The 26,183-nt window shown below is 71.9% G+C and carries 26 protein-coding genes; 21 read left to right on the top strand and 5 right to left on the bottom strand.

The genetic code is table 11. From position 1 onward, the window contains the following. Positions 1-198 precede the first annotated feature (198 nt). Complete coding sequence (locus STRTU_RS01715) at positions 199-2,469, top strand: MFS transporter (RefSeq protein WP_269777322.1); 2,271 nt, start codon at positions 199-201, stop codon at positions 2,467-2,469. A 51-nt stretch (positions 2,470-2,520) separates the two neighbouring features. Here the strand turns inward: STRTU_RS01715 and STRTU_RS01710 are convergent, their stop codons facing one another. Then, on the bottom strand, positions 2,521-3,054 hold the full coding sequence (locus STRTU_RS01710; protein WP_159741878.1) for a GNAT family N-acetyltransferase: 534 nt from the start codon (positions 3,052-3,054) through the stop codon (positions 2,521-2,523). Positions 3,055-3,434: 380 nt separating this feature from the next. Between STRTU_RS01710 and STRTU_RS01705 the strand changes: the two genes are divergently transcribed. From STRTU_RS01705 to hypE, 15 genes are all read left to right on the top strand, one after another. After that, entirely contained in the window at positions 3,435-4,169 is a 735-nt protein-coding gene (locus STRTU_RS01705; RefSeq protein ID WP_159741877.1) for a DUF4232 domain-containing protein, read from the top strand. 285 nt (positions 4,170-4,454) lie between these two features. Continuing rightward, positions 4,455-5,543 (top strand): NADH-quinone oxidoreductase subunit B family protein, encoded by a 1,089-nt coding sequence (locus STRTU_RS01700; RefSeq protein ID WP_159741876.1) that lies wholly within the window; start codon positions 4,455-4,457, stop codon positions 5,541-5,543. Between the two features lie 88 nt (positions 5,544-5,631). Then, complete coding sequence (locus tag STRTU_RS01695; RefSeq protein WP_159741875.1) at positions 5,632-7,413, top strand: nickel-dependent hydrogenase large subunit; 1,782 nt, start codon at positions 5,632-5,634, stop codon at positions 7,411-7,413. Next, positions 7,410-7,982, top strand: a complete 573-nt coding sequence (locus STRTU_RS01690; protein WP_159741874.1) for a hypothetical protein — start codon at positions 7,410-7,412, stop codon at positions 7,980-7,982. Before STRTU_RS01695 ends, STRTU_RS01690 begins: the two co-directional genes overlap by 4 nt. Next, positions 7,979-8,647 (top strand): DUF5947 family protein, encoded by a 669-nt coding sequence (locus STRTU_RS01685; RefSeq protein WP_159741873.1) that lies wholly within the window; start codon positions 7,979-7,981, stop codon positions 8,645-8,647. The genes STRTU_RS01690 and STRTU_RS01685 overlap by 4 nt, the downstream gene beginning before the upstream one ends. Next, positions 8,644-9,348, top strand: coding sequence for a DUF6084 family protein (locus STRTU_RS01680; protein WP_159741872.1), 705 nt, complete (start codon positions 8,644-8,646; stop codon positions 9,346-9,348). The genes STRTU_RS01685 and STRTU_RS01680 overlap by 4 nt, the downstream gene beginning before the upstream one ends. After that, positions 9,345-10,766, top strand: coding sequence for a hypothetical protein (locus STRTU_RS01675; RefSeq protein ID WP_159741871.1), 1,422 nt, complete (start codon positions 9,345-9,347; stop codon positions 10,764-10,766). Before STRTU_RS01680 ends, STRTU_RS01675 begins: the two co-directional genes overlap by 4 nt. Continuing rightward, positions 10,763-11,326: a hydrogenase maturation protease gene (locus tag STRTU_RS01670; RefSeq protein ID WP_159741870.1), complete on the top strand. Its 564-nt coding sequence runs from the start codon at positions 10,763-10,765 to the stop codon at positions 11,324-11,326. The genes STRTU_RS01675 and STRTU_RS01670 overlap by 4 nt, the downstream gene beginning before the upstream one ends. Next, positions 11,320-11,424 carry a DUF6893 family small protein gene (locus STRTU_RS36070; RefSeq protein ID WP_371873541.1) on the top strand — a complete coding sequence of 35 codons (105 nt, stop codon included), beginning with the start codon at positions 11,320-11,322 and terminating at the stop codon, positions 11,422-11,424. Before STRTU_RS01670 ends, STRTU_RS36070 begins: the two co-directional genes overlap by 7 nt. A gap of 132 nt (positions 11,425-11,556) precedes the next feature. Further along, positions 11,557-11,937 carry a hydrogenase maturation nickel metallochaperone HypA/HybF gene (locus STRTU_RS01665; RefSeq protein WP_159741869.1) on the top strand — a complete coding sequence of 127 codons (381 nt, stop codon included), beginning with the start codon at positions 11,557-11,559 and terminating at the stop codon, positions 11,935-11,937. Positions 11,938-11,940: 3 nt separating this feature from the next. Beyond that, positions 11,941-12,861 (top strand): hydrogenase nickel incorporation protein HypB, encoded by a 921-nt coding sequence (hypB, locus tag STRTU_RS01660; protein WP_159741868.1) that lies wholly within the window; start codon positions 11,941-11,943, stop codon positions 12,859-12,861. After that, positions 12,858-15,272: a carbamoyltransferase HypF gene (gene hypF / locus STRTU_RS01655; RefSeq protein WP_159741867.1), complete on the top strand. Its 2,415-nt coding sequence runs from the start codon at positions 12,858-12,860 to the stop codon at positions 15,270-15,272. Before hypB ends, hypF begins: the two co-directional genes overlap by 4 nt. 51 nt (positions 15,273-15,323) lie before the next feature. Further along, positions 15,324-15,659, top strand: coding sequence for a HypC/HybG/HupF family hydrogenase formation chaperone (locus STRTU_RS01650; protein WP_159741866.1), 336 nt, complete (start codon positions 15,324-15,326; stop codon positions 15,657-15,659). After that, the gene (gene hypD, locus STRTU_RS01645) at positions 15,656-16,780 is read left to right on the top strand and encodes a hydrogenase formation protein HypD (RefSeq protein ID WP_269777321.1); all 1,125 of its coding nucleotides are present in this window, start codon (positions 15,656-15,658) and stop codon (positions 16,778-16,780) included. The genes STRTU_RS01650 and hypD overlap by 4 nt, the downstream gene beginning before the upstream one ends. 46 nt (positions 16,781-16,826) lie before the next feature. Next, on the top strand, positions 16,827-17,882 hold the full coding sequence (gene hypE / locus STRTU_RS01640) for a hydrogenase expression/formation protein HypE (protein ID WP_269777457.1): 1,056 nt from the start codon (positions 16,827-16,829) through the stop codon (positions 17,880-17,882). Positions 17,883-17,990: 108 nt separating this feature from the next. Here the strand turns inward: hypE and STRTU_RS01635 are convergent, their stop codons facing one another. Then, positions 17,991-19,247 carry a Dyp-type peroxidase gene (locus STRTU_RS01635; protein WP_269777320.1) on the bottom strand — a complete coding sequence of 419 codons (1,257 nt, stop codon included), beginning with the start codon at positions 19,245-19,247 and terminating at the stop codon, positions 17,991-17,993. Positions 19,248-19,536: 289 nt separating this feature from the next. Between STRTU_RS01635 and STRTU_RS01630 the strand changes: the two genes are divergently transcribed. Then, complete coding sequence (locus tag STRTU_RS01630; protein ID WP_269777319.1) at positions 19,537-20,043, top strand: hypothetical protein; 507 nt, start codon at positions 19,537-19,539, stop codon at positions 20,041-20,043. Between the two features lie 26 nt (positions 20,044-20,069). Here STRTU_RS01630 and STRTU_RS01625 read toward each other — a convergent pair whose 3' ends face one another. Beyond that, positions 20,070-20,324 carry a hypothetical protein gene (locus STRTU_RS01625; RefSeq protein ID WP_269777318.1) on the bottom strand — a complete coding sequence of 85 codons (255 nt, stop codon included), beginning with the start codon at positions 20,322-20,324 and terminating at the stop codon, positions 20,070-20,072. Between the two features lie 310 nt (positions 20,325-20,634). Between STRTU_RS01625 and STRTU_RS01620 the strand changes: the two genes are divergently transcribed. Continuing rightward, positions 20,635-22,272, top strand: coding sequence for an APC family permease (locus STRTU_RS01620; protein WP_269777317.1), 1,638 nt, complete (start codon positions 20,635-20,637; stop codon positions 22,270-22,272). Positions 22,273-22,387: 115 nt separating this feature from the next. Here STRTU_RS01620 and STRTU_RS01615 read toward each other — a convergent pair whose 3' ends face one another. Together STRTU_RS01615 and STRTU_RS01610 are read right to left on the bottom strand one after the other, a co-directional pair. After that, positions 22,388-22,996: an ester cyclase gene (locus tag STRTU_RS01615; protein ID WP_269777316.1), complete on the bottom strand. Its 609-nt coding sequence runs from the start codon at positions 22,994-22,996 to the stop codon at positions 22,388-22,390. 45 nt (positions 22,997-23,041) lie between these two features. Then, entirely contained in the window at positions 23,042-23,416 is a 375-nt protein-coding gene (locus STRTU_RS01610; protein ID WP_269777315.1) for a DoxX family protein, read from the bottom strand. Positions 23,417-23,555: 139 nt separating this feature from the next. Between STRTU_RS01610 and STRTU_RS01605 the strand changes: the two genes are divergently transcribed. The 3 genes from STRTU_RS01605 (at position 23,556) to STRTU_RS01595 (ending at position 26,179) form a co-directional block, all read left to right on the top strand. Next, positions 23,556-24,026, top strand: coding sequence for a MarR family winged helix-turn-helix transcriptional regulator (locus tag STRTU_RS01605; RefSeq protein ID WP_269777314.1), 471 nt, complete (start codon positions 23,556-23,558; stop codon positions 24,024-24,026). Between the two features lie 269 nt (positions 24,027-24,295). Further along, positions 24,296-25,129: a PP2C family protein-serine/threonine phosphatase gene (locus STRTU_RS01600; protein WP_269777313.1), complete on the top strand. Its 834-nt coding sequence runs from the start codon at positions 24,296-24,298 to the stop codon at positions 25,127-25,129. A gap of 63 nt (positions 25,130-25,192) precedes the next feature. Next, positions 25,193-26,179, top strand: a complete 987-nt coding sequence (locus STRTU_RS01595; protein ID WP_269777456.1) for an MASE1 domain-containing protein — start codon at positions 25,193-25,195, stop codon at positions 26,177-26,179. Positions 26,180-26,183 lie beyond the last annotated feature (4 nt).

Raw genomic sequence — 26,183 nt, 5'->3', positions numbered from 1 at the left:
GACAGCAGGACGCCGCGGACCGTGAACGGGGGCTGGTAGGTGCACGACGAACGCTGCTCGCGGGGGATTGTCAGTGGCGTGTAGTTCACTGAATTCGGCGGACTCGGAAGGCCCGAGCCGGCCCGTACCGCTCTCGCACTCCGCTCCGTCATCTGCTGACGGCACCCACTCACCTCTGCCGCCCTGGAGGCCGCACGCATGACCCGGACGACGACGGACCCACTCCCCGCAAGGGCGGCGGACACCACGGCCACGCCCACGGCACCCGACCCGGCCGCTGGCGGGCCGCACAGAGCCCCCCGCGGCATCGTCCCGGTCCTCGCCTTCTCCGGCATCGTCGTCGCGGTGATGCAGACCCTGCTCGTGCCGGTCATCAAGGACCTGCCGGTGCTGCTCAACACGGCACCCAGCAATGCCACCTGGGTCATGACCGCCACCCTTCTCGCCGGCGCCGTCTCGACCCCGATCATGGGGCGCCTCGGAGATCTCTACGGTAAGCGGCGGATGCTGCTGACCAGCCTCGCGGTCATGGTCGTCGGCTCGTTGATCTGCGGCTTCACCAGTGACCTGGTCACCATGATCGCGGGCCGGGCGCTGCAGGGCTTCGCGATGGGTGCCATTCCCCTCGGCATCGGCATCATGCGCGACGAGCTGCCGCGCGAGCGGCTCGGCTCGGCCATGGGCCTGATGAGCTCATCGATCGGCGTCGGCGGCGGGCTCGCGCTGCCGGTCGCGGCCCTGGTGGCCCAACACGCCGACTGGCACGCCCTGTTCTTCGGCGCCGCCGGGCTGGGCGTGCTGTCGATGCTGCTCACCCTCCTCGTCGTACCGGAGACCGCGATACGGGCCCAGGGGCGCTTCGACGTGGCGGGCGCCCTGGGGCTGTCGGCCGGTCTGGTGGCCCTGCTGCTGCCCATCACCAAGGGCAGCGACTGGGGCTGGGGTGCGCCGGTCACCCTCGTCCTCTTCGGTGTCGCGGCCCTGATCCTGGTGCTGTGGGGCGTGATGGAGCTGCGTCGTGCCGATCCGCTGGTCGATCTGCGGACCACCGCGCGCCGTGAGGTGCTGCTGACCAACCTCGCCTCCATCACGGTCGGTGTGGCGTTCTACGCGATCTCCCTGGTGCTGCCGCAGCTGCTGCAACTGCCCACGTCGACCGGTTACGGCCTGGGCCAGTCGATGGTGGTGGCCGGGCTGTGCATGGCGCCACTGGGCCTGACGATGATGCTCGTCGCCCCGCTGTACGCACGGATCGCCGCCCGGCGCGGCCCCAAGGTCTCGCTGCTGCTCGGCATGCTGGTCATCGCGATCGGCTATGGCGCGGGCATCGGCCTGATGAGTGCCGCCTGGCAGACCGTCATCATCGCGGTGGTCGTCGGCGCCGGTATCGGCCTGGCGTACTCCTCGCTGCCCGCACTGATCATCGGTGCCGTCGACGCCTCGGAGACCGGTGCGGCCAACGGCCTGAACACCCTGATGCGCTCCATCGGCACCTCGGTCTCCAGCGCGGTGATCGGCATGGTGCTGGCCCATATGTCCCAGAGCGTCGGACCGGTCACGGTGCCCACGATGGCCGGCTTCCGGGTCTCCTTCCTCATCGCCACGGCCGCGGTCCTCCTCGGCGTCGCCCTGGCCTGCTTCCTGCCGTCCGAGCGGAAGGCGCCCCGACCGACCCTGGTCGCCCAGAGCACCGAGGACCCGGCGGACGCAGGCTTCCGGGGCCGGGTGGCGAACACCTCCGGCGGCCCGGTCCCCGGTGCGAGCATCACCCTGATAGACCGGCAGGGCCGCCAGGCCGGAATCACCACGGCCGGTCCCGACGGTCACTTCGCGCTCGGCGCCCCCGCGACCGGCACCTACCTCCTCACGGCTGCCGCGCCCGGCCACACTCCGCAGGCGACCTCCGCCACCTATCGCGCCGAGGGTGCTTCGACCAGCGTCGACCTCGTCCTCGCCAGTACCGGCCGACTGGGCGGCACTCTGATAGGCGGGACCGAAGGCGACCCGCTGGCCGACGGGAGCATCGTCGTCACCGATGCCGAGGGCGCCGTGGTGGCCCGTACGACATCCGGTGCGGACGGGCGCTGGGACGCCCCGCACCTGCCGCCCGGCCAGTACACCCTGGTCCTCAGCGCCGCCGGTCACCAGCCGCAGGCCCGCACCGTGGAACTCTCCGGCGGCGCTCCGGAACGGCAGGACGCCCGCCTGAAGCCGACGGCCACCGTCCGCGGCACGGTCCGGGGCCCGAACGGCCGGCCGCTCGCCGACGCCGCCGTGAGCCTCGTCGAGGACGGCACGGTCGCCGGACACACCGTCACCGGCCCGGACGGCGGCTTCGCCTTCTCCGGCCTGAGCGGCGGCCCCCACTACACCCTCACCGCGTCCGGCTACCCGCCACACGCCGCCCCCCTATCCCTGACCCCCGGCGCCAGCAAAACCCTGGACCTGGAGCTGGACCTGGCCCCATAGGCCGGCACACACCCACCCCGCGGCGCCCGCCGGGCCCCGCCCGCGTGCCGCTCAGCCCTGGTATTCCGTGAGATCGATGCTGTGCACCGTCAGCGCATGGCCGTACTCCGGATGTGCCGCCTCCCGCTCGAAGGCCATGCCGAGCTTGCGTACGACGTTCAGGGAGGACTCATGGCCGAGCGGGTTGAGAGCGATGACACGGTCCAGGCCGCGGTCCTGGAGGGCGAACTCCAGCACGGCCTGCGCGGCCTCGGAGGCGTAGCCCTGTCCCCAGTACTGCCGGCCCAGCCGCCAGCTGATCGCCACCTCGTGCCGGGCCTCCGGCAGGAACGCGGGTACGGACAGGCCGGCGCATCCGGCCAGTTCGCCCGAGGCGAGCAGTTCGACGGCGAAGAGGCCGAAGCCCTCGTCGTCCCACTCCTCCTCCCAACCCTCGATTTCCTCGGCGGTACGGTCCAGGTCGAGCGTCGAGCCATCGCCGATCCAGCGCATGACCTGCGGGTCCGCGTTGATGTCCGCCATGGGGGCGAGGTCGTCGTCGGTCCAGCGGCGGAGGAGGAGGCGGGGGGTGCGGATCTCGGTCATGCCGCCCATCCTCTCGAATGCGCGGTCGCGGGCGGTAATCGGCGGGTGTCCGTGCAGGGGCCGCCGGGGCGGGTGGGCCTGCGGGGACCGCCGGGGCCCGCCGTGACCGGTGCGGCCCGGTGATCTTGTCGGCGGAACGGCTGAACCCGGCGGTTCCGGGTCCGCAAGTCGGGAGTTTTCTGCGAGTCTGAGCGGCACTCCGAATCCCGGCCGGTCACAGCGGTTGCAGGGGTTTTCGGCGTGTCGAGCACACAGGCTCGTTAGTGGTGTGTTAGTGCCTCGTTAGCGGACCGGCAGTGCCCAGGGCCACGCTGAGAAGAGCAACGGACGGACCGCACCCCACTACGAGAGCTCGCTCCTACCAGACGAGGGGGACACTTATGTCGCTCACCACCAAGTCGCTCGGCCGCGGTCGTCGTGTCGCCGCCGGCTCGCTGATCGCTGTCGCGGCGCTTGCGCTCACCGCCTGTGAGGGCGGCCCGGACGCCGCCTCCCGCCCCTCGTCGGCCGCCTCCGCCACGTCCCACGACAAGGCAACCGGCGGCTCCCCGTCGTCCGAGGGCAGTGCACAGGCGTCCGGTGCGAAGGAACAGTCCGGCACCGGCGGGCAGCGTCCGTCGGGGAAGTCGGCGGCCCCGCCCGGGGGCAAGCCGACGGGCAAGGCCCCGAGCGCCGCGGAGGCCCACACCTCCGCAGAGGCGACCTCGGACCGCTGCACCGCCGCCAATATGTCGCTGCGCCTGGGCGCCGCCGACGCGGGTGCGGGCAACATCCGCTACCCCCTCGTCTTCACGAACAAGGGCAAGAAGGCCTGTTCGCTGCGTGGCTTCCCGGGGGTCTCGCTGATCAACCGGGACGGCTCTCCCGTCGGCAAGCCCGCCACCCGCGGGGGCGGCGCGGGCGCTGTCGTCCGGCTCCAGCCCGGCCAGAGCGCGCACGCCCTGCTGCACACCCTCAACGAGGGCGTCTCGGACACCCCGTGCTGGGCCGATTCGCAGCTGGTCTTCGTCTACCCGCCCGGCTCCAAGGAGCCGATGACCACCGGCAGCCGTGGACTGCGGGTGTGCGGCGGACGGTTCGATGTGACCGCGGTGGAGGCCGGAGCCCTGGGCTGACGGCCCGTTCCGACCCGAGACAGGGCAGCCGCGGACGACCTCGCCATGACAGCACGCCCCCGGCGCACCGTGCGCCGGGGGCGTGCTGTCGTCGGGGAGCGGGACCCGCGGCGGGCGGCCGATGGTGACCCACCGTGCCGCTCTGGCCTGCGGTTCGGACGCTCGGGTGGTGTGTCACCGGAACGGCCCCTGGCGACCGCCCGGTGTCTCCGGATCGGTGTTACCAAGGTGGATGGAAGCCTTGAATGAGCGCTTTCGTTGCATATCTGCCTAGGAGACATCCCCATGTCTGCAGCTTCGAGCGTGGCCGACAAGGCCGCTGCGAACGGAAAGCCGTCCGCCGAGGACGAGTCCCCGATCCACATTCTCTGGATCAACGCCGGCCTGAGCTGCGATGGCGACTCCGTGTCGCTCACCGCCGCGACGCAGCCGAGCATTGAGGAGATCGCGCTCAGTGTGCTGCCGGGGCTGCCCAAGATCGCCGTCCACTGGCCACTGATCGATTTCGAAAGCGGTCCGGTCGGTGGTGCGGACACCTTCATCGAGTGGTTCTTCAAGGGCGAACGCGGCGAAATCGACCCGTTCGTGCTGGTCGTCGAGGGGTCCATTCCCAACGAGTCCATCAAGCCGGAGGGTTACTGGTGCGGCTTCGGCGATGACCCGGAGACCGGCCAGCCGATCACCACCAGTGAGTGGATCGACCGGCTCGCCCCCAAGGCGCTCGCCGTGGTGGCGATCGGTACCTGCGCCACGTACGGCGGTATCCATGCGATGGCGGGCAACCCGACCGGAGCCATGGGCGTGCCCGACTACCTCGGCTGGGACTGGACGTCCAAGGCCGGGATCCCGATCGTCTGTGTGCCGGGCTGCCCGATCCAGCCGGACAACTTCTCCGAGACGCTGACCTATCTGCTCTACCAGGCGACCGGCGCGGCCCCGATGATCCCGCTGGACGACCAGCTGCGGCCCACCTGGCTCTTCGGGGAGACCGTGCACGAGGGCTGTGACCGGGCCGGCTACTACGAGCAGGGCCAGTTCGCCACCACCTACGACTCGCCCAAGTGTCTGGTGAAGCTCGGATGCTGGGGTCCCGTGGTCAAATGCAACGTGCCCAAGCGGGGCTGGATGGACGGCATCGGCGGCTGCCCGAACGTCGGCGGTATCTGTATCGCCTGCACCATGCCCGGCTTCCCCGACAAGTTCATGCCGTTCATGGACGAGCCGCCCGGCGGCAAGATCTCCAGCACCGCCAGCTCCGCGTACGGCAGCGTCGTCCGGCGTCTTCGGAGCATCACGGCCCGGACCGTCGACCACGAGCCCAAGTGGCGCCACCGCGGCGACCAACTGACCACCGGCTACCGGAAACCGTGGTGAGCACCTCCCGCCGGTAGCCGTTCGACAGCATCCCGGACCCTCCGTCCGACCCCACCTCCGCGCGCAAAAGAAGGGCACGGCACTCACGATGGCACCGAGAACGAAGGCGGCCGACCGCAGCGGTCTGACGGAGATGTCCTGGGATCCGATCACCCGGATCGTGGGCAGCCTCGGCATCCACACCAAGATCGACTTCAAGCAGAAGCGGGTGGCGGAGTGCTACAGCACCTCGTCCGTCTTCCGTGGCTACAGCGTCTTCATGCGCGGCAAGGACCCGCGCGACGCACACTTCATCACCAGCCGGATCTGCGGTATCTGCGGCGACAACCACGCCACCTGCTCGGTGTACACCCAGAACATGGCCTACGGGGTGAAGCCCCCGCACCTGGGGGAGTGGATCATCAACCTCGGCGAGTCCGCCGAGTACATGTTCGACCACAACATCTTCCAGGAGAACCTGGTCGGGGTCGACTACTGCGAAAAGATGGTCCGTGAGACCAACCCCGGCGTCTGGGAGCTGGCCCAGCGCACCGAGGCCCCCCACGCCGGCGAGCACGGCTACCGCACCATCGCCGACATCATGTCCTCCCTCAACCCCATCGAGGGCGAGTTCTACCGCGAGGCCCTCCAGGTCAGCCGCTACACCCGGGAGATGTTCTGCCTGATGGAGGGCCGCCATGTGCACCCCTCCACGCTCTACCCGGGCGGCGTCGGCACCGTCGCCAGCGTCCAGCTGTTCACCGACTACCTCAGCCGGCTGATGCGCTACGTCGAGTTCATGAAGCGGGTCGTCCCGCTCCATGACGACCTGTTCGACTTCTTCTACGAGGCGCTGCCCGGGTACGAGGAGGTCGGCCGGCGGCGCGTCCTGCTGGGCTGCTGGGGCGCGCTCAACGACCCGGACCACTGCGACTTCACCTATCGCAACATGACGGACTGGGGACGGAAGATGTTCGTCACCCCAGGCATCATCGTCGACGGCAAGCTGGTCACCAACGACCTCACCGAGATCAACCTCGGCATCCGGATCCTGCTGGGCAGCTCCTACTACCAGGACTGGGAAGGCCAGGAGCAGTTCGTCACCCATGACCCGCTCGGCAACCCCGTCGACCCGCGCCACCCCTGGAACCAGCACACCATCCCCGCCCCGCAGAAGCGGGACTTCAACGACAAGTACAGCTGGGTGATGTCCCCACGATGGTTCGACGGCAAGGAGCATCTGGCCCTGGACACCGGCGGCGGCCCGATCGCCCGGCTGTGGTCCACCGCGCTGTCCGGCCTCGTCGACACCCCGTACGTCAAGGCCACCGGCCAGAGCGTCGTCATCGACCTGCCGCGCAGCATGACCCGGCCCGAGGCGCGCTTCGAGTGGAAGATCCCCAAGTGGAGCAACGCGCTGGAGCGCAACCGGGCCCGCACCTACTTCCAGGCGTACTCCGCCGCCATGGCGCTGCACTTCGCGGAGCAGGGCCTGGAGGAGGTCCGCGCCGGACGCACCCAGACGTGGGAGAAGTTCGAGGTCCCCGACGAGTCCATCGGCTGTGGCTTCACCGAGGCGGTGCGCGGTGTCCTCTCGCACCACATGGTCATCCGGGACGGCAAGATCGCCAACTATCACCCGTACCCGCCGACCCCGTGGAACGCCAGCACCCGGGACACCTACGGCACCCCCGGCCCGTACGAGGACGCCGTCCAGAACACCCCGATCTTCGAGGAGAACTCCCCGGAGAACTTCAAGGGCATCGACATCATGCGCACGGTGCGCAGCTTCGACCCGTGTCTGCCGTGCGGCGTCCATATGTACGTCGGCAACGGCAAGTCCGTCCAGAAGATGCATGTGCCCACCGGTCTGAGCGGGCTCTCCGGATGAGCGCCCGGACCGCGGAGGCGACGGACCGGGCCGCCGTGCCGAACGCCGAGGCGACCGGCCGGCACGTCGAGGAGGTGCTGGACCGCCTCGCGCAGCGCGACGACCGCGAGGTGAGCGCCGCCGCCGAGGAACTCGTCCGCGTCCTGATGGACTTCTACGGCGCGGGACTCGCCCGGATCATGCACCTCCTGGGCAGCGGCACGGGCGGCGACGGCCCCCAGGCGCTGCTGCGCGACGAACTGGTGACCAGCCTGCTGGTGCTGCACGATCTGCACCCCGAGGACACCGCCACCCGCATCGGCCGCGCGCTGGACAGCGTTCGCCGTCAACACCCCGCCGAAGCAGGGGAGTTCGACGCCGCCACCGGAACGCTGCGGCTGCGCGCCACGGACTCCGGCGGCTGCGGCTGCCCGAGCACCGATCAGCAGGCCCGACAGGCCGTCGAGGCCGCCGTCTCCTGCTTCGCGCCCGAGGTGACCTCGACCCAGTGGGAGGCGGCGGGCGACCGGTCCGAACCGGCGCTGCTGCAGATCTCCCGTCGTCCGCCGACCGCCGCCACCGCCTCGTGAGCGGCCGGCAAACGGCGGCCCCGCGCCTCGGGCCGCCGCCCGCCCACCGCGGTCTGCGCCGCTTCCGGGCACCGGTGCCCGCCGCCCCCGAACGCTGCGAGCTGTGTGCCGTGGTGCTCGCCGAGCACAACCACCGCCACCTGGTCGACACCGAACGCCGCGCGCTGGCCTGCGCCTGCACCCCGTGCGCGCTGCTCTTCGACCGGCCCGGCGCCGGCGCGGGCCAGTTCCGTACGGTCCCCGACCGCTATCTCGTCGACCCCGGCCACACCCTCGACGACGCGGCCTGGGAGCAACTCCAGATCCCCGTCGGCGTCGCCTTCTTCCTGCGCGGCGCCGACCAGGACCGGCTGGCCGCCCTCTACCCCAGCCCGGCCGGCGCCACCGAGAGCGAACTCGACCCGTCGACCTGGCAGACCGTACTCTCCGCCAGCCGGCTCGCCGCCCTCCTCCGGCCCGATGTGGAGGCGCTGCTGCTGCGCCGCTCCGAGGGCCGGATCGACTGCTACCTGGTGCCCGTCGACATCTGTTACGAACTCGTCGGCCGGATGCGGCTGTTGTGGCAGGGCTTCGACGGCGGCGCCGAGGCACGCGCCGCGCTCGCCGACTTCTTCACCAAGGTCGCCCGCCGGGCCCGCGAGGCGAAGGAGGACGACCGGCCGTGACCGAGCTGTCCTTCGTCTGCACCGGCGTACGCGCCGACCGCTACGCGGCCGCCCCCACCCTCCTCTTCCGGCTGCGCATCACCGCCACCGACGCGGCCCGGGTGCACGCCCTCGCGCTGCGCTGCCAGCTCCGTATCGAACCGGCCCGCCGCGGCTACCGGTCCGACGAGGCCGAGGCGCTGTCCGACCTCTTCGGCGAGCGCTCCCGCTGGGGCAGCACCCTGCACCCCCTCCAATTCGCCCAGGTCTCCCTGGTCGTCCCCGGCTTCACCGGCGAGACCGAGGTGGATCTCCCCGTCCCGTGCAGCTACGACCTGGACGTGGCGGCCGGCCGCTACTTCCACGCACTGCGCGAGGGCGAGGTCCCGCTGCTGCTGTTGTTCTCCGGCACGGTCTTCGCCGGGCCCGGGGGCTTCCAGGTCCACCCGGTGCCGTGGAACAAGGAGGCGTCCGTACGGATGCCGGTGGCCGTCTGGCAGGAGATGACCGAGGCGCACTTCCCCGGCTGCGGCTGGCTGCGGCTGCCCCGCGAAACCCTCGACGCGCTGCTCGCCTACCGCTCCCGGCACGCCCTGCCCTCCTGGCAGGCGACCGTCGAGTCCCTGCTGGCCGCCGCCGACGGCAGCACACCGCCCGCACCGCACGCCCGGCTCTTCCCGGGCACCGCCGTCCGCCCCGTCAGCGAGAGGACCGCACCGTGACCACCAGCGTGCTGCCCGAGGACACGGCGGACCGCTTCGCCGCCGCCCGCCAGGTGGCGGACGCCGTGCTGTTCGAGGGCTATGTGCTCTACCCGTACCGGGCGTCCGCCGCCAAGAACCAGCTCCGCTGGCAGTTCGGGGTGCTCGTCCCGCCGCACTGGGGCGCCGACAGCGCGGAGCACTCCTTCCAGCGCACCGAATGCCTCATGGAGCCCCGCTCCGGTGCCCGGCTCTCGGCCGAGCTGCGGTTTCTACGCGCCCAGCGGCGTACGATCCAACGCCGTTGCGAGGACGGCGGGTTCGAGACCGTGGCGGAGCTCGAACTGCCCGACCGGGTGCTGGTCCCCTGGGACGAGGGCGTCGAGGAACGCGTCACGCTCGCCGCCGAGATCTCCAAACTGACCGGCGAGGGCGTCACCGTCCCCTTCACCCGGCCCGCCCGGGAGGAGACCGAGCCGGTCCACGACGCCGACGGACACCTCGTCGGACGGCTGGTGCGGCACAGCGCCGCGATCGACGGCCGGGTCCGGCTGACCGCGAGCGAACTCGACGGCCCATGCGCGGTGTTCCGGCTGACCGCGACCGTCGAGAACACCAGCGACTGGCAACCGGACGACGCCGGGGCCGACCGGGCCGCGGCACTGCCCCGCTCACTGGTCGGAGCCCACCTCTTCCTCGGCCTGAGCGCGGGCGCGTTCCTGTCCATGACCGATCCGCCGGAGTGGGCCAGGGGCGCCGTCGCGGACTGCCGCAACGAGCACGCCTGGCCCGTGCTGGCCGGTGCGTCCGGCCGCGCCGATGTGATGCTCTCCGCGCCGATCATCCTGGAGGACCATCCGGCCATCGCCCCGGAAAGCCCCGGCGCGCTCTACGACGCCCTGGAGATCGACGAGATCCTGGCCCTGCGCACCGCGGCCCTCACCGACCAGGAGAAGCGCGAGGCCCGCGGCACCGACCCCCGCGCCGCCGAGGTCATCGAGCTCGCCGACACCATGCCGCCCGAGGTGCTGGAGCGACTGCACGGCGCCGTACGGGCGCTGCGCGAGGTCACCGGACCCGGCCCGGCCGCCCCGGACGAGTTCGCCCCGGACGTGCCCGGCACCCGCCCGGACACCCCCTGGTGGGACCCGGAGAGCGACCGCAGCGTCGATCCCGTACGCGACCGGATCACCATCGACGGCCGGTCGGTCGGCGCCGGGAGCCGGGTGCTGCTGCGCCCCGGACTGCGGCGCACCGACGCCCAGGACCTCTTCCTCCAGGGCCGCACCGCGCATGTCGAGGCGGTCTTGCACGACGTCGACGGCGGGGTGCACCTCGCGGTGACCGTGGAGGGCGACCCGGGCGTCGACATCCGCCGCGAGCAGGGCCGGTTCCTGTACTTCCAACCCGACGAGGTCGCTCCCCTGGAGGAGATGTGAGTCCCGAGGCAGCCGTCGCCAGGCGGCCCGTGAAGACGCTGATCGCCGGTGTCGGCAACATCTTCCTCGGCGACGACGGCTTCGGCGTCGAGGCCGTCCGCCGGCTCGAAGAGCACCAACTCCCCGACGGCGTCGAGGTCGTCGACGTCGGGGTACGGGGCGTCCACCTCGCCTACCAGATGCTCGACGGCTACCACACGGTGCTGCTCGTGGACGCCTCCGCGCGCGGCGGCGAGCCCGGCACCGTCTACCTCCTCGACGCCACCGCACCCGCCGCCCGGCCGCCGGACACCGCGCTGGACGGCCACCACATGACCCCCGACGCCGTGCTCGCGCTCCTCGACACCCTCAGCGCGGGCACCGGCGGCCGACGCCCGGAGCGTGTGCTGGTCGTCGGCTGCGAACCCGCCGATGTCTCCGAAGGCATCGGACTCAGCGCACCCGTCGACGCCGCCGTCGACGAGGCCGTACAGCTCGTCCTGCGGCTGGTCGGCGCGGAGGAACCGACCCCGTCCGCCGCCGGACCGCACCCCACCGAGAGGAACACGACACCATGCTGAAGCTCGCCCTGAGCGGCGCGGCCGCCGCCGCGCTCGCCCTCGTCGTGAAGTCGATGCTGCCCGACCTCAAGCGCTATCTGCGCATGCGGGCCATGTGACGGGCGGCGCTGCACCGAACGGTGTACGCCACCGCGCCGCCCCGGCGAGGCACCCCGGACGCCCTCCGGCCGCGCCGTCTAATGAAGCCGAGCGGCACCCGGTCGTCCCGTCCCCGCACCAGAGAGGGACCGATGCACGAGATGTCCATCGCGCTTGCCGTCGTGGACCAGGTCGAAAGCGCGGCCCGCCCCGCCGGGGCCACCACCGTCCACAGCATCCGGCTGCAGGTCGGCGAACTGGCCGGGGTGGTCCCCGACGCGCTGGCCTTCTCCTTCGAACTCGCCTGTGCCGGAACGGTGCTGGAGGGGGCGGAACTGGTGACGGACCCCGTCGTGGCCCGCGCCCGCTGCGGCCCCTGTGCGGACACCTGGCCGGTGGGCATGCCGCCCCAGCTGTGCTGTCCGGGCTGCGGCGGAGCCACGGCCGAGCTGCTGTCCGGCCGGGAACTACAGATCGTCAGCGTGTGCTGGAACGACGCCCCGGTACACGCCCCGACTCCCGAGGAGCGCTGAACCATGTGCCGTGTCGTCGACCTGCAACAGGCGGTCCTTGCCAAGAACGACGCCTGTGCCCACACCCTGCGCGAGGACCTCGCCGCCCGCGGCACCGCGCTGGTCAATCTGCTCTCCAGCCCCGGCAGCGGCAAGACCGCGCTCCTGGAGCGTGAGCTGACCCTCGCCCGGAGCCGGGGCATCCCCGTCGCGGCGCTCACCGCGGACCTCGCCACCGAGAACGACGCGGTCCGGCTGGCCCGCTCCGGAGTGCCCGTCAAACAGGTGCTCACCGACGGGCTGTGCCACCTGGAGGCCGAGATGCTGGGCGGGCATCTGCACGGCTGGCTCCCCGCGGACACCCGGCTGCTGTTCATCGAGAACGTCGGCAATCTGGTCTGCCCCGCCTCCTACGACCTCGGGGAGACGCTGCGGGTGGTGCTGGCGTCGGTGACCGAGGGCGAGGACAAGCCGCTGAAGTACCCCACCGCCTTCGGACTCGCGCATCTGGTGGTGGTCACCAAGACCGATATCGCCGAGGCGGTGTCGTTCGACGAGAAGGAGTTCCGCGCCAACGTCGAACGCATCAACCCCGGCGTGGAGGTCGTCTTCACCTCGGCGCGCGGCGGTACGGGAGACGGGCTGCTGCTGGACCGGGCGCTGGCGGCCCGGGATGGCGCTCCGGTGCACATCCCGGTCATGACCCGTAAGTCCCACCACGTCCATGACGCCCAGGGCGGCCAGCCGTGCGAGGAGGGGCACACCCACGCGGCGGATCACTCGCATGAAGCGGGGCACTCGCACGCCGGGGAGCACGCTCACGCAGCGGGGCACTCGCACGCCGGGGAGCACGCCCACGACGGGGATCACGAGCACGCCCACGCACACCCGGCCGGCCACGCGCACACCACCGACCCCGACACCGTGGCGTCGAGCCGCTCATGACGACAGGGCAGGCCGAGGGGACCACCGCGACGGCCCCTTCCACCGCCGCCGCACGCCGTCGGATCACCGTGCGCGGCGTCGTCCAGGGCGTCGGCTTCCGCCCGTTCGTGCACACCCTCGCCACCGAACTGGGCCTGACCGGCCATGTGACCAACACCGGCGAGGGCGTCGTCGCCGAGGTCGAGGGCGCCCCCGCGGCGCTGGCCCGCTTCGGCGAACGCCTCAGCGGTGAGGCCCCACCGCTGGCCGTAGTGGAGACCGTCGACGGCCAGGAGATCGCGCCGGCCGGCGACACCGGCTTCCGTATCCTCCCCTCCCGCGCCCACGGCCCCTCCCGCACCCTGGTCGCCCCGGACGCCGCCACCTGCGCGGCCTGCCTCGCCGAGCTGACCGACCCGGCCGACCGCCGCCACCGGCACCCCTTCCTCAGCTGCACCCACTGCGGGCCGCGCTTCACCATCGTCACCGGGGTTCCCTACGACCGGGCGCTGACGACCATGGACCGCTTCCCGATGTGCCCCCGCTGCGCACGGGAGTACGCGGACCCGGCCGACCGGCGGTTCCACGCCCAGCCCATCGCCTGCCATGACTGCGGCCCCCGGCTGCGGCTGCTGACCGCGGACCCCGCCGACCGCACCCGCCCACCGCGCCCGGCCCCCGGCGCCGACCCGGTCGCCGACACCCGGCGGCTGCTCGCCGAGGGCGCGATCGTGGCCGTCAAGGGCCTCGGCGGCTACCACCTCGTCTGCGACGCCTCCGACGACACCGCCGTCGCCCTGCTGCGCCACCGCAAGGCCCGTGGCGACAAACCCTTCGCCCTGATGGCCCGCCATATCGACGAGATGGCCCACCTGGTGCGGGTGGGAGCGGAGGAGCGCGCGCTGCTCACCGGGCCGGTACGCCCGATCGTCCTGCTGCGCCGCACCCCGCACCCCGCCCCGGCCCCCGGCGCACCCACACTGTCCGAGGCCGTCGCCCCCGGCAGCCCCGACCTGGGCGTCATGCTGCCGTACACGCCGCTGCACCACCTGCTCCTCGGGCTGCCCGGCGACCCCCCGGGGCCCCGGCTGCTCGTCATGACCAGCGGCAATATCGCGGGCGAACCGATCGTCACCGACGACGACGAGGCCGTACGGCGCCTCGCGCATCTGGCGGACGCCTGGCTCACCCACGACCGGCCGATCCGGATTCCGTGCGATGACTCCGTGGTCCGCGTCAGCGACGGGGAGCCGCTGTTCGTCCGCCGCTCCCGTGGCTATGCCCCGTTCCCGGTCCCCCTCCCGGTGCCGGTCCGGCCCGCGCTCGCGACCGGCGGCGACCTCAAGAACGTGCTCTGCCTCGCCGAAGGGCACCGCGCCTGGCTCTCCGCGCACATCGGCGATATGGACGATCTCGCCACCCAGCTCGCCTTCGAACGGGCCGAGGCGCATCTGGAGACGGTCACCGGCGTGCGCCCGCAACTCCTCGCCGCCGACCGGCATCCCGGCTACCGCTCCGGCCGGTGGGCGCAGTCCCACACCGACGGCCGGCCGCTGGTGCGCGTCCAGCACCATCACGCCCATATCGCCGCGGCCATGGCCGAACACGGACTGCGCGACGGCCGGCCCGTCATCGGCGTCGCCTTCGACGGCACCGGCTACGGCGACGACCACACCATCTGGGGCGGCGAGATCCTGCTCGCCGACTACGACGGCTACCGCCGCTTCGGGCAGCTCGGCTATGTGCCGCTGCCCGGTGGCGACACCACCGTACGGCGCCCCTACCGGATGGCCCTCGCCCATCTGCGCGCCGCCGGTATCGACTGGGACGGGGACCTGCCCCCGGTGGCGGCCTGCCCGCCGGATGAGCGGCGGCTGCTGGCCCGGCAGCTCGAACGCGACCTCAACTGCGTGCCCACCTCCAGCATGGGCCGGCTCTTCGACGCGGTCTCCTCGCTGGCCGGGGTCTGTCACCACGCCGGGTACGAGGCCCAGGCCGCCATCGCCCTCGAAGCCGCGGCCCTGACCGCGGGCGAGGACCCCGGCCCCGGTTACGCGTTCGCGCTGCGCGGCGGGCAGACGGGACCGGCGGCCGCCGACCTCGTCGCGGACCCGGCACCGGTGCTCACCGCCGTCATCGCGGACCTCCGCGCGGGCACCGCCGTACCGCTGATCGCGGCCCGCTTCCACGGCGCGGTCGCCGACCTCGTCCGGCGCGGCTGCGCACTGGCCCGGGAGCGCGCCGGTCTGACGACCGTGGCCCTGACCGGCGGAGTCTTCGCCAACACCCTGCTGGCCGAGGCCACCGCCCGCCTGCTGCGGCAGGACGGCTTCACGGTCCTGCGCCACCGCCGCGTCCCGCCCAACGACGGCGGCCTGGCGCTCGGTCAGATCGTCGTGGCGGCGCGCACGGCAGGAGCCGCCGTGCGCTGAGCGGCACCGCGGCGCGGCGGACGCAACGTACCCACGACGAGGAGAGGCCCCATGTGCCTGGCGGTACCCGGCAAGGTATTGGACATCGAGGAACGGGACGGCACCCGCATGGCGACCGTCGACTTCGGCGGTGTGGTCAAGGAGGTGTGCCTGGAGTACGTCCCCGACCTGAAGGTCGGTGAGTACGCCATCGTCCACGTCGGCTTCGCGCTGCAGCGCCTGGACGAGGAATCCGCCCGGCAGACGCTGGCCCTGTTCGAGGAACTGGGCCTGCTGCAGGAGGAGTTCAGCGACCCCTGGGAGGCGGCCGCCCCCGAGGGATGGGACGGGGCGGGCGGCACACCCCCGGCCGCCCGCAACGACGGAGCGCGGGAGACGAGCCGGTGAAGTACCTCGAAGAATTCCAGAACCCCGAGCTGGCCCGGCGGCTGCTCGACGAGATCCGGGCCACGGTCACCCGGCCCTGGGCCCTGATGGAGGTCTGCGGCGGGCAGACCCACACCATCATCCGGCATGGCATCGACCAACTCCTCCCCGACGAGGTCGAGTTGATTCACGGTCCGGGCTGTCCGGTCTGTGTGACACCGCTGGAGGTCATCGACAAGGCCCTGGAGATCGCCTCCCGCCCCGACGTGATCTTCTGCTCCTTCGGTGACATGCTCCGGGTCCCCGGCAGCGACCGCGATCTGTTCCAGGTACGCAGCCGGGGCGGCGACGTCCGGGTCGTCTACTCCCCGCTCGACGCCCTGAAGATCGCCCAGCAGAACCCGCACCGCGAGGTGGTGTTCTTCGGCATCGGCTTCGAAACCACCGCACCGCCCAATGCCATGACGGTCCATCAGGCCCGCAAGCTCGGCATCCCCAACTTCAGCCTGCTGGTCTCGCACGTCCGGGTGCCGCCCGCGATCGAGGCGATCATGACCTCGCCCAGCTGCCGGGTCCAGGCGTTCCTCGCCGCGGGCCATGTCTGCAGTGTGATGGGCATGGGGGAGTACCCCGCACTGGCCGACCGCTTCCAGGTGCCCATCGTGGTCACCGGCTTCGAACCGCTGGACATCCTGGAGGGCATCCGCCGCACCGTCCGCCAGCTGGAGCGCGGCGAACACACCGTGGACAACGCCTACCCGCGCGCCGTCCGCAGCGAGGGCAACCCCGCCGCGCAGGCCATGCTCGCCGATGTCTTCGAGGTCACCGACCGCTCCTGGCGCGGTATCGGCACCATCCCCGACAGCGGCTGGCGGCTGTCCGAGCGCTACCGCGACTACGACGCCGAGTACCGCTTCTCCGTCGACGGCATCACCACCCGCGAACCCGCCGCCTGCCGCAGCGGGGAAGTCCTCCAGGGGCTCATCAAACCGCACGAGTGCGAAGCCTTCGGCACCGCCTGCACCCCGCGCTCCCCGCTCGGCGCCACCATGGTCTCCAGCGAGGGCGCCTGCGCCGCCTACTACCTCTACCGCCGACTCGGCCCCACGCCCACCCCGCAGGAGGCGAGCCCCGTTGCCTGACACCCGACACCCCACCCCCGGCGGCCCCACCCCGGCCGACCGCGGACTGCCCACCGTCGACATCTCCGGCTGGACCTGCCCCACCCCGCTCCGCGATCAGCCCCGCGTCGTCATGGGACACGGCGGCGGGGGCGCGCTGTCCGCCGAACTCGTCCAGCAGATCTTCGCCCCCGCCTTCGGCGGTGAGATCCTCGCCCAGCTCGGCGACTCCGCCGCGGTATCGCTCGGGGGCGTCCGGCTGGCCTTCACCACCGACTCCTATGTCGTGCGGCCGCTCTTCTTCCCGGGCGGCTGCATCGGCGATCTCGCCGTCAACGGCACCGTCAACGACCTCGCGATGAGCGGCGCCCGAGCGGCCTATCTCTCCTGCGGCTTCATCCTGGAGGAGGGTGTCGAGATGCCGGTGGTCGCCGGGGTCGCCGACGCCATGGGCGCGGCGGCACGGGCCGCCGGGGTCGAGGTCGCGACCGGCGACACCAAGGTCGTCGAAGCGGGCCACGGTGACGGTGTCTACCTCAACACCGCCGGTATCGGCCTGATCCCGGCGGGCGTCGATCTGCGCCCGCAGCGCGTCGTCCCCGGCGATGTGGTGATCGTCAGCGGTGACATCGGCCTGCACGGTGTGGCCATCATGAGCGTCCGTGAGGGCCTGGAGTTCGGCGTCGAGATCGAGAGCGACTGCGCGGCCCTCGGCGGCCTCGTCGAGAGCATGCTCGCCGTCACCCCCGATCTGCATGTGCTGCGCGACCCCACCCGCGGCGGGCTGGCCGCCGCCCTGTGCGAGATCGCCACCGCCTCCGCCACCGGCATCGTCGTCCAGGAGCGCGCCGTCCCGGTGCCGTCGGCCGTCGCCAATGCCTGCGCCATCCTCGGCCTGGATCCGATGTACGTCGCCAACGAGGGGAAGCTGGTGGCGTTCGTCCCCCGCGAGCACGCCGACGCGGTGCTGGACGCGATGCGGGCGCACCCCCTGGGCGCCGGTGCCCGGATCATCGGGGAGACCGTCGAGACCCACCCCGGCATGGTCGTGGCCCGCACGCCGCTGGGCGGTACCCGGGTCGTCGATCTGCCGCTGGGCGAGCAGCTGCCGCGGATCTGCTGAGGCGCGTTCCCCCGGAATCCCCGCCCGCTGACGGTGGGCGGGGCCCGGGTACGGCACGAGGGCGGCACCCGGACCGGGCGCCGCCCTCGTGCCGTGTGACCGGCCCGCTCAGGTCTTCTGCAGCAGCTGGGACCCGAACCAGTCGTCGGCGTCCCGTACCCCGGGCAGGATGAAGAAGTAGCCGCCGCCGATCGGGGTGATGAACTCGGACAGCGGCTCGTGCCGCAGACGCCGCTGTACGGCGGCGAACTGCCGCTCCGGGTTCTGCTGGTAGCCGCAGAAGACCAGCCCGAGGTCCATCCGTCCCTTGCTGTCGTAACCCGCGTCGTAGTTGTAACTCCGGCGCAGGAAGCGGGACTTGTCGGTCTTGTCGGTGCGGGGATTGGCCAGTCGGATATGGGAGTTGAGCGGGACCTTTTTGCCGTGCGGGTCCTCGCGGTACCGCGGCGCGTCCGACTCGTGCGTACCGTCCAGCGGCGCTCCGCTCGCCTTGCGCCGCCCGAAGATCTTCTCCTGGCGCGCCACCGGCACCTTGTCCCACTTCTCGATGTGGAAGCGGATCAGACGCAGCACCTGATAGCTGCCGCCCAGCGCCCAGTCCGGCTCGCCGCAGGGCGGGGTCACCCACAGCAGCCGGTCCATCTCCCGGGCCGAGCCGGTGTCCGGGTTGACGATCCCGTCCTTGAAGCCGACGAAGGTACGCGGCGACCCCGAGGGCCGCGACGGGTTGAGGAAGGCGTCCGTACGCCAGCGGGGCCGCAGCAGGCCCTCCGTCTCCCGCGCCAGATCGCGCAGTACGTGCACGATGGCGTCCGGGTGCTGGGCACAGATCTGCAACGACAGATCGCCGTGGCAGCGGGCCGGCTCCAGCCGGTCGTCGGGGAAGGCCGGCATCGCCTTGAGGTGGCGCGGCTTGTGCCCGGAGAGGCCGAAGCGGTCGTCGAACAGTGAGGCGCCCACGCCGAGGGTGATGCTCAGGGAGTCGGGGGTGGGATCCTCCGAGGCGACCTGCTCGTCGCGCGGCTTCACACCGGCCGCCAGCACCCGCGACCGCCTGGTGAGCTTCTGGAACAGGGAGGTCAGACCGTCACGGTCCTGGGCCAGCACATCGAAGCCGACGAAGCCGGCGAAGAGCTGCTGCGGGGTCACGATGCCGGACTGATGGCGCCCGTGGAAGGCCACCTTGTCGGGCAGCAGCCCGCCGTCGCGCAACCCGCCCACGGGCCGGCCCGCCGCCTCCGCGGCCGTCTGCGCGCCGATCCCCGCCGCGGCCGCCCCCGCGATCCCCGCCGCACACTTCAAAAACCCCCGGCGTCCGTCGTGCCGCGGAGCGGCACACCCGTCGTCGGCCTGATCACGTCTCATCGTCCCGCCATCCTGACTGCGTCATCCGGCAGCCGCGTGCCTGCACATACCTGTGCGCGATGCTCGTCGCCCACGACGTGAGGACCGGGAGCAACACGGCCCCGGCCCCGGATATCACGCCTGGGCCCCCGGCGGGTCGTCCGAATGGCGCAGCAGGCGGGCCCAGCGCGCGACAGCGCCCCGGCACGCTCTTAGCGTCGGCCCTGTGACCTGCCCGAACACCCACCGTGCGGCACCGGGTGGCAGGTCACACCCCGCGCACCACCGCCGAGCCCACGGACCCCCACACATGAGCACATCCACCGACGCGAGCACCGTCCTCAGCGAGGCCACCCGCCTCGCCGAGGGCACCACCATCGAGGAGCACACCGACAACGGCGCCGCCGTCCCTGTCGGCGAGCGCCCCGCCGTCACCGGGGCCCCACCCGTCGAGGAGGACACCCTCACCGACGGGGGTGCGGCCCCGGACGAGAGCGGGACCGCCGCCGACCCCTCCTCCGGCGAGCGCACACCCTCCCCGGGGGACACGGCCGCCGGGGAGGCCACGGCTGTCGACCGCCCCGCGTCGCCCGACGGAAGCGTGCCCGTCGACGCGAGCGAGCCCGCATCCTGGCTGCGGATCGAGAAGGGCCATGCCGAGCCGGAGGAAATCGCGGCGATCAGCGTCGTGCTGTGCGCCCAGCTCGCCGGCCTCCAGGCCCTCGCCGAGGCCGCCCGGCCTGCGGAACCTCCGCCGGGCAAGCGGCACCCCGCGCACCGCTCCGCATGCTGGTCGGGCTGCTGGACCTGCGGCTGATCCCTGGGGCCGGGCCTGACGGGTGGTCAGCCGAAGGCGACCAGGAGCACCGACACCGCGGCGACCACGACGGCCCCGACCACGCAGCTGAAGATCACCTTGCGCTGCCAGGGCGCCAGCCACCCACCGCGCAGTGCGCTGCCCATCTGGCCGTACTGCTCGACCCGCCCCATGGGCGTCAGCGCGTCGGTGCGGCCCTGCGGCATACCCTGCGTCCAGTCGGGCCCCGCCTGCGGATAGCGCCGCCGCCAGCTCTCGTCCTCACGCCACGGCAATGTCATCCGACGTCTCCTCGCCTCGATACGACCATCCCGGCAGGAGCCGCCCTCTGGTGCCGACGCGGCTTCCCCCGGCGGTCTCCTACCCGCCTGCCGCAAACAATGCGCACAAGATCGCGCCAGATGAGGGTGTGGGCACCCGGCCTCACCTGCGCCGCTTCCGGTCCGGCCGGGTGCCGGGGACGCAGCGTACGGCCGCCGTTCCGCTGCGCTCCGTGGTGGAAGTGTCCGCTGGTGGAACGCGTGATTCCCCTTCGGTGATCGTCGAGTAGGGTCCGGCGAGCCGTAACAGTGAATCAAGGAGGCCGTTCTCGTGGCGGAGCGTCGGGTATCGGGTGAGGGCGACGGGGCCGCCGTCCCGGAAGTGCAGGCGCAGGAGCGCCGATTGCGCCGTGACCTGGGCTTCTGGGGACTGACGGGCATCGGCTTCTCCAATATCGTCGGCTCCGGCTGGCTGTTCGCCGCCCTGTACGCGGCCCAGACGGCCGGCCCCGCGGCGCTGCTCTCCTGGGTCGGGGCCGGTGTGCTGTGCGGGCTGGTCGCCCTGGTCATGATCGAACTCGGCGCGACCCGGCCGGAGGGCGGCGGTACGGTCCGCTGGCCGCTGTTCGCCAGCGGCCGGCTCGTCGGCACCCTCATCGGCTGGTCGACGCTGCTGTCGGTGGGCGGTACCGCGGCCGAGATCAGCGCGATCATGCAGTACGCCGCGCACTACCTCCCGGGCATCTACAACGGCCATACCCTCACGCTCGCCGGGCTGGCCCTGGCCGGTGGGCTCAGCGTCCTGCTGACCGCGCTGAACTGGTTCGCGGTGCGGATGTTCGCCAAGCTCAACAACGCGATCTCGGTGTTCAAGATCGTGGTGCCGGTGGTCACCGTGATCGCGCTGATCGCCTCCGGCTGGCACTCCGGCCGCCTCACCGACCACGGCGGATTCGCCCCGTACGGCTATGTCGCCTGCCTGACCGCGCTGGCCGGCGGCGGCATCGTCTACTCCGTCAACGGATTCCAGGCCCCGCTGGACTTCTCGGGCGAGACCCGCAACCCCCGCCGGACCATCCCCGCCGCGGTGCTCACCGGCATCGGCCTCGCCGTCCTGATGTATCTGGCCCTGCAGCTGGCGTTCCTCTTCACCGTCCCCGAGCATCTGCTCGGCAACGGCTGGCACGGGGTCTCCTTCGAGTCCCCCTTCGGCCAGCTCGCCCTGATCCTCAACCTGCACTGGCTGGCCAGCCTGCTGTACGCGGACGCGGTGATCTCGCCCGGCGGTTCGGCCTACGTGGGCGTGGCCCTCAACGGGCGGCACACCTACGCGCTCGCCAAGAACGGCACCATCCCCCGGTACTTCATGAAGGTCAACGAGCGGTTCGGTATCCCGCGCCGGGCGCTGGCCATCAACCTCGTCGTCATCATGGTCTTTCTGCTGCCGTTCGGCGGCTGGCAGGACATCGTCAGCGTCATGGGCGATATGTATCTGCTGATCTACGCCGCCTCCGCGGTCGCGGTCGCCGTCTTCCGCGCCGAACCGGGCGGCCGCACCGCCGGCTGGGTGCCGGGGCTGCGCTGGATCGCGCCGCTCAGCTTCGTGGTGGCCAGCGAGTTCGTCTACTGGTCGGGCTGGCACGACCTGCGGCTCGCGCTGCCCCTCGTGCTCGGCGGCCTGCTGATCTTCCTGGCCATGCGCCCCGGCGCGCGCGACCGGGCCGCCCGGGAGAGCGACGGCGCCGGCCCGTTCCGCCCGCTCGGCGCCGAACTCCGCACCGGCGCCTGGATGGTGGCCTATCTGATCGCCCTGACGCTGCTCTCCTGGCTGGGCACCTTCGAGGGCTCCGGCCGGCTGCCGGCCCCGTACGACTCGGTCACCGTGGCCATCCTCGCGCTCGCGGTCTTCTTCTGGGCCGTACGGTCCGGCGTCCGGCACCTGGCGGTGGCCCGGCCCGCGGCCGCCTGAACGCGGCCGCGGCAGCGGCTATGGAGGATGAGGGCCGGCGGGCTCCTCTGAACCAAGGCTCGCGTTGCTCCTCTGCGTGGCCGGGCGGTTCCCGCACCGCCGGGCCACGCACGGGTCAGGCGAGGCCGATCTGCTGGTAGAAGGTCAGGTTGTCCCAGAAGAGGAACTCCTCTTCCATCACTCCGTGCTTGTTCCAGATGCCGACCGTGGCCATGTTGATGGAGAACTTCTTGCCCGTCGGCTGGATGACGCCGCCCTTGCCGTCCGGCATGGGGCGAGTGAAGGTGCCCTTCATCACTCCGGTCACCGAGGTCAGGTTTTCCTTGGCAATGCGGATCGGGTGCTCGGTGATGCGTGTGTCCGGCGCCCAGACGAACTGGCTCTTCATGTCGGCGATGTGCCGGTCGATGCCGTCCGTGTAGTGGCCGTCGGGCCAGTGGACGCGGATGTTCTGTGCGTGGCTCTCACTGAGTCGGTCCCACTGCTGACCGGAGTAGACGACGAAGTCCAGCTCGTCGAAGACCTTGAGGTGCTTGCGCTCCGTATCAGTCAGGTGGGTCGGCCAAAGCGGCTCGGCCTGCGGGGTGGAGGCCGGGTCGCCGAGCAGTTCCCGGTCGCCGGTGGCTGCGGCTGCCAGGTCGGTTCCGCTGGCTACCGCGGTGATGGCGAGGGCGCCCAGGGCTGCGGCGCCTCCGGCTCGGAGGGCGTTGCGGCGGTCGATCATGTCGATTCCCTGTCTGCAAGATCACGCGGGGAGAGGGGGATTGGCTTAGAAGGCGTAGGGGCCGAAGCGGCCCCAGGTCACAACGGCGGCCAGGAGGAGCAGCGCCAGATTGACCGGGATCGCCTTCGCCTCCTTGCGGCGCAGGTGCACCGCGGCGGCGCCCAGCATGGTCGCCGCGAGTCCGACGGCGGCCCAGGCCGCCAGGGCCGGCGCGATGCCCAGCGCGGCCGGGAGGATCAGCCCCAAGGCGCCCAGCGCCTCGACGGCGCCGATCGCCCTGACCGACCCCGGGGAGAAGTCCTCGGCCCAGGCCATGCCCGAGGCGGCGAGCTTCTCCCTCGGCTGGCTGATCTTCATCAGGCCGGCCGCGAGGAAGGCCAGGGCCAGGACGCTCGTGATGATCCACAAGGTGATGTTCATGAGGGACGCTTCCCAACAATTGGTTGAACTTTCAACTCAACGCTAGGGTGGTCGAACTTGAATCGTCAAGTAAAGTCTCTTGAACGTTCAAGCCAAGACAGTGGGTGTCCGAGTTGAAGGCTCAAGCTAAAGTGGGGGCATGAGTGCAGGTGAGCCCCGCTGGCTGGACGACGATGAGCAAGCGACGTGGCTGGCTCTGGTCAGCACCGTGGTGCGGCTCCCGGCCGCTTTGGACGTCCAGCTTCAGCGCGACGCAGGGATCAGCCACTTCGAGTACCAGATCCTGGCCGGGCTCTCCATGAGCCCGGAGCGCACGCTGCGGATGAGCGCCCTGGCCGACTTCGTCGACGGCTCGCTCTCCCGGCTCTCCCATGCGGTCAAACGCCTGGAGAAGGAGGGCTGGCTCTACCGCACCGCTGATCCCGCCGATGGCCGCTTCACCCTCGCGCTCCTCACCGACGAGGGCTGGGGCAAGGTCGTGGACACCGCCCCCGGCCATGTCGCGGAGGTGCGCCGCCTGGTGCTCGATCCCCTCACCAAGGCCCAGCAGAAACAGCTGCGCGAGATCGGCCGCCGCATCAACAACGCCATCGGACCCGACAGTCCCTGAGCCGGGCCGGTGAGCCGGCGATCGGGCCAGGGCGCATCCCGCCCGGCTGCCAGGCGGCCCGCGCGGCTTCGGCGCCGCGCCGTACCGCGCGGCATCCAGTCGCCCGTCAACAGCACGGGGCCGTCAAGCGGAAGTCACCCCGCGGAAATATGATGAATCGGGAGAAGCGGGCTCGCCACGAGCCCCCATGAGGCCAGGTCCGGCGGCCACTGCGGAGACGCACGGAGCGCCCGCGGTGGCCCATGCACCGACGCACCCGGGAGCGGTCCATGCTTCGGCGTCGTCCCCCGCGGTCGGCGAGCGCGGACGATCTGCTGACCACGCTCGGGCGGCTGACCGCCCAGGCGCGGGAAGGCGCCGAGAAGCAGCGGGCCCGGGTGGAGTTCGCCGAGGCGCTGCAGCGGGAGATGCTGCCGGCCGTCCTGCCCTCGATACCGGGACTGCGCGCCGCCGCCACCTACGCACCCGCCCGGCACGGCCTGGACATCGGGGGCGACTGGTACGACGGCTTCCCTCTGCCCGACGGCTCGCTCGCGTTCTGCGTCGGCGATGTCCAGGGGCATGATGTCGAGGCGGCCGCCTTCCTGGGGCAGATCCGCTTCGGGCTGCGTGCCGTGGCAGGCCACGCCGCCGACCCGGGAGAGGTGCTGAGCCGGGCCAACGACCTGCTGCTCTCGGTCGACTGCGGGCTCTTCGCGACCTGCACCTTCGTCCGCTTCGACCCGGTCGCCCGGGAGCTGACCAGCGCCCGCGCCGGCCATGTGCCCGGAATCTGGGCCACCACCAACGGCCGGTCCGGCCTCGCCGACGACCCGGGTGGGCTGCCGCTCGGCATCGCACCGGGGGAGAGCTATCCGGTCACCCACCGGCGGCTCGCCACCGCCGGGGCGTACGTCCTGCTCACCGACGGCGTCGTCGAGGGGCCGTCGTTCCCGATAGAGGCGGGACTGACCCAGGTCACCCGACTCGTCAGCGCCAACGCCGACGGCGATCCGGCCACCGTGGCCGACGTCGCGATGAGCGTGGCCGAGTTCACCGGACACACCGACGACGCGGCGGTGCTCGTGCTGCGCTTCGACACGACGGCGCCCGGAGCCGGGTGAAGCGCGGGCCGGGCGCGCGTGTCGCGGACGGCCCCCGGCGGTCCGCGATGTCTGATGGCTGACGTGGTGCGCACCGAGGAACTCCGCCGTCCCGCACCAGCAGTCCTGACGATCCTCGTGCTCGCCGGCGTCTACTACGGGACCGCACGGATCGGGCTGCTGGAGCAGGTGGTGATCGCGGGTGCCAGGGTCTCCCCGTTATGGCCTCCCACGGGCATCTCCCTGAGCTGTCTGCTGCTCCTGGGGCTGTGGACCTGGCCGGGCATCGCCCTCGGCTCACTGCTGGTCGTCGCCTCCCTCGGCCCGCTCCAGATCTCGGTCCTCGGCATCATGGCGGGCAACACCCTGGCTCCCGTGTGCGCCTTCCTGATGCTCCGTCAGGTGGGTTTCCATATCGAGCTGGACCGGCTGCGCGACGGGGTGGCGCTGGTCGCCCTCGGCGCCTTCGGCGGGATGCTGATCAGCGCGACGCTGGGCAGCGGGACGCTGCTCCTCAGCGGTGCGCTGCCGCCCGGCGGCTTCTGGCGGACCTGGGCGGCGTGGTGGGCGGGCGACGCCATGGGCATCCTCGTCATCACCCCGCTCGTCCTCGCCCTCCGTGACATCGGCCCGCCCCGGGGCGTCCCCGCCTATCGGTGGGCCGAGGCCACGGTCCTGATGGCCGCCTCGGTCGTGGTCTCGCTCGTGGCCGTCACCAGCGAGGCATCCCTGTTGTTCCTGGTCTTCCCGCTGATCGTGTGGGCGGCGCTGCGCTTCCAGCTCGCGGGGGCCGCGCCCTGTGTGCTGCTGGTGTCCGTGCTGGCCATCACGGCGGCGACCGGCCGCAGCGGGCCGTTCGCGGGCGAGAGCCTGCTGGAGGCGATGGTCAACCTCCAGGCCCTCAACGCGTCCGCCGCGCTCACCGCGCTGCTGCTGTCGGCCGTCGTCACCGAGCAGAACAGCATCCGCCGCAAGGTCGAGCAGGCCTGCCGCGAACTGGCCGAGGTGGTGGACCGGCTCGCTCCCGGGGAGAGCCGGCGCCGATGGCCACCGGACCGGGAGGAGAGCTGACCCG

This window comes from Streptomyces tubercidicus, from assembly GCF_027497495.1.
Classification (GTDB): Bacteria; Actinomycetota; Actinomycetes; order Streptomycetales; family Streptomycetaceae; genus Streptomyces; species Streptomyces tubercidicus.
This window is presented reverse-complemented; position numbering and strand designations above follow the sequence as displayed.

Excerpts from the sequence above, each read along its gene's own strand:
- STRTU_RS01715 (WP_269777322.1), top strand. The coding sequence starts at position 199 with ATGACCCGGACGACGACGGACCCACTCCCCGCAAGGGCGGCGGACACC.
- STRTU_RS01710 (WP_159741878.1), bottom strand. The coding sequence starts at position 3,054 with ATGACCGAGATCCGCACCCCCCGCCTCCTCCTCCGCCGCTGGACCGAC.
- STRTU_RS01705 (WP_159741877.1), top strand. The coding sequence starts at position 3,435 with ATGTCGCTCACCACCAAGTCGCTCGGCCGCGGTCGTCGTGTCGCCGCC.
- STRTU_RS01700 (WP_159741876.1), top strand. The coding sequence starts at position 4,455 with ATGTCTGCAGCTTCGAGCGTGGCCGACAAGGCCGCTGCGAACGGAAAG.
- STRTU_RS01695 (WP_159741875.1), top strand. The coding sequence starts at position 5,632 with ATGGCACCGAGAACGAAGGCGGCCGACCGCAGCGGTCTGACGGAGATG.
- STRTU_RS01690 (WP_159741874.1), top strand. The coding sequence starts at position 7,410 with ATGAGCGCCCGGACCGCGGAGGCGACGGACCGGGCCGCCGTGCCGAAC.
- STRTU_RS36070 (WP_371873541.1), top strand. The coding sequence starts at position 11,320 with ATGCTGAAGCTCGCCCTGAGCGGCGCGGCCGCCGCCGCGCTCGCCCTC.
- STRTU_RS01665 (WP_159741869.1), top strand. The coding sequence starts at position 11,557 with ATGCACGAGATGTCCATCGCGCTTGCCGTCGTGGACCAGGTCGAAAGC.
- hypB (WP_159741868.1), top strand. The coding sequence starts at position 11,941 with ATGTGCCGTGTCGTCGACCTGCAACAGGCGGTCCTTGCCAAGAACGAC.
- hypF (WP_159741867.1), top strand. The coding sequence starts at position 12,858 with ATGACGACAGGGCAGGCCGAGGGGACCACCGCGACGGCCCCTTCCACC.
- STRTU_RS01650 (WP_159741866.1), top strand. The coding sequence starts at position 15,324 with ATGTGCCTGGCGGTACCCGGCAAGGTATTGGACATCGAGGAACGGGAC.
- STRTU_RS01635 (WP_269777320.1), bottom strand. The coding sequence starts at position 19,247 with ATGAGACGTGATCAGGCCGACGACGGGTGTGCCGCTCCGCGGCACGAC.
- STRTU_RS01630 (WP_269777319.1), top strand. The coding sequence starts at position 19,537 with ATGAGCACATCCACCGACGCGAGCACCGTCCTCAGCGAGGCCACCCGC.
- STRTU_RS01625 (WP_269777318.1), bottom strand. The coding sequence starts at position 20,324 with ATGACATTGCCGTGGCGTGAGGACGAGAGCTGGCGGCGGCGCTATCCG.
- STRTU_RS01615 (WP_269777316.1), bottom strand. The coding sequence starts at position 22,996 with ATGATCGACCGCCGCAACGCCCTCCGAGCCGGAGGCGCCGCAGCCCTG.
- STRTU_RS01610 (WP_269777315.1), bottom strand. The coding sequence starts at position 23,416 with ATGAACATCACCTTGTGGATCATCACGAGCGTCCTGGCCCTGGCCTTC.
- STRTU_RS01605 (WP_269777314.1), top strand. The coding sequence starts at position 23,556 with ATGAGTGCAGGTGAGCCCCGCTGGCTGGACGACGATGAGCAAGCGACG.
- STRTU_RS01600 (WP_269777313.1), top strand. The coding sequence starts at position 24,296 with ATGCTTCGGCGTCGTCCCCCGCGGTCGGCGAGCGCGGACGATCTGCTG.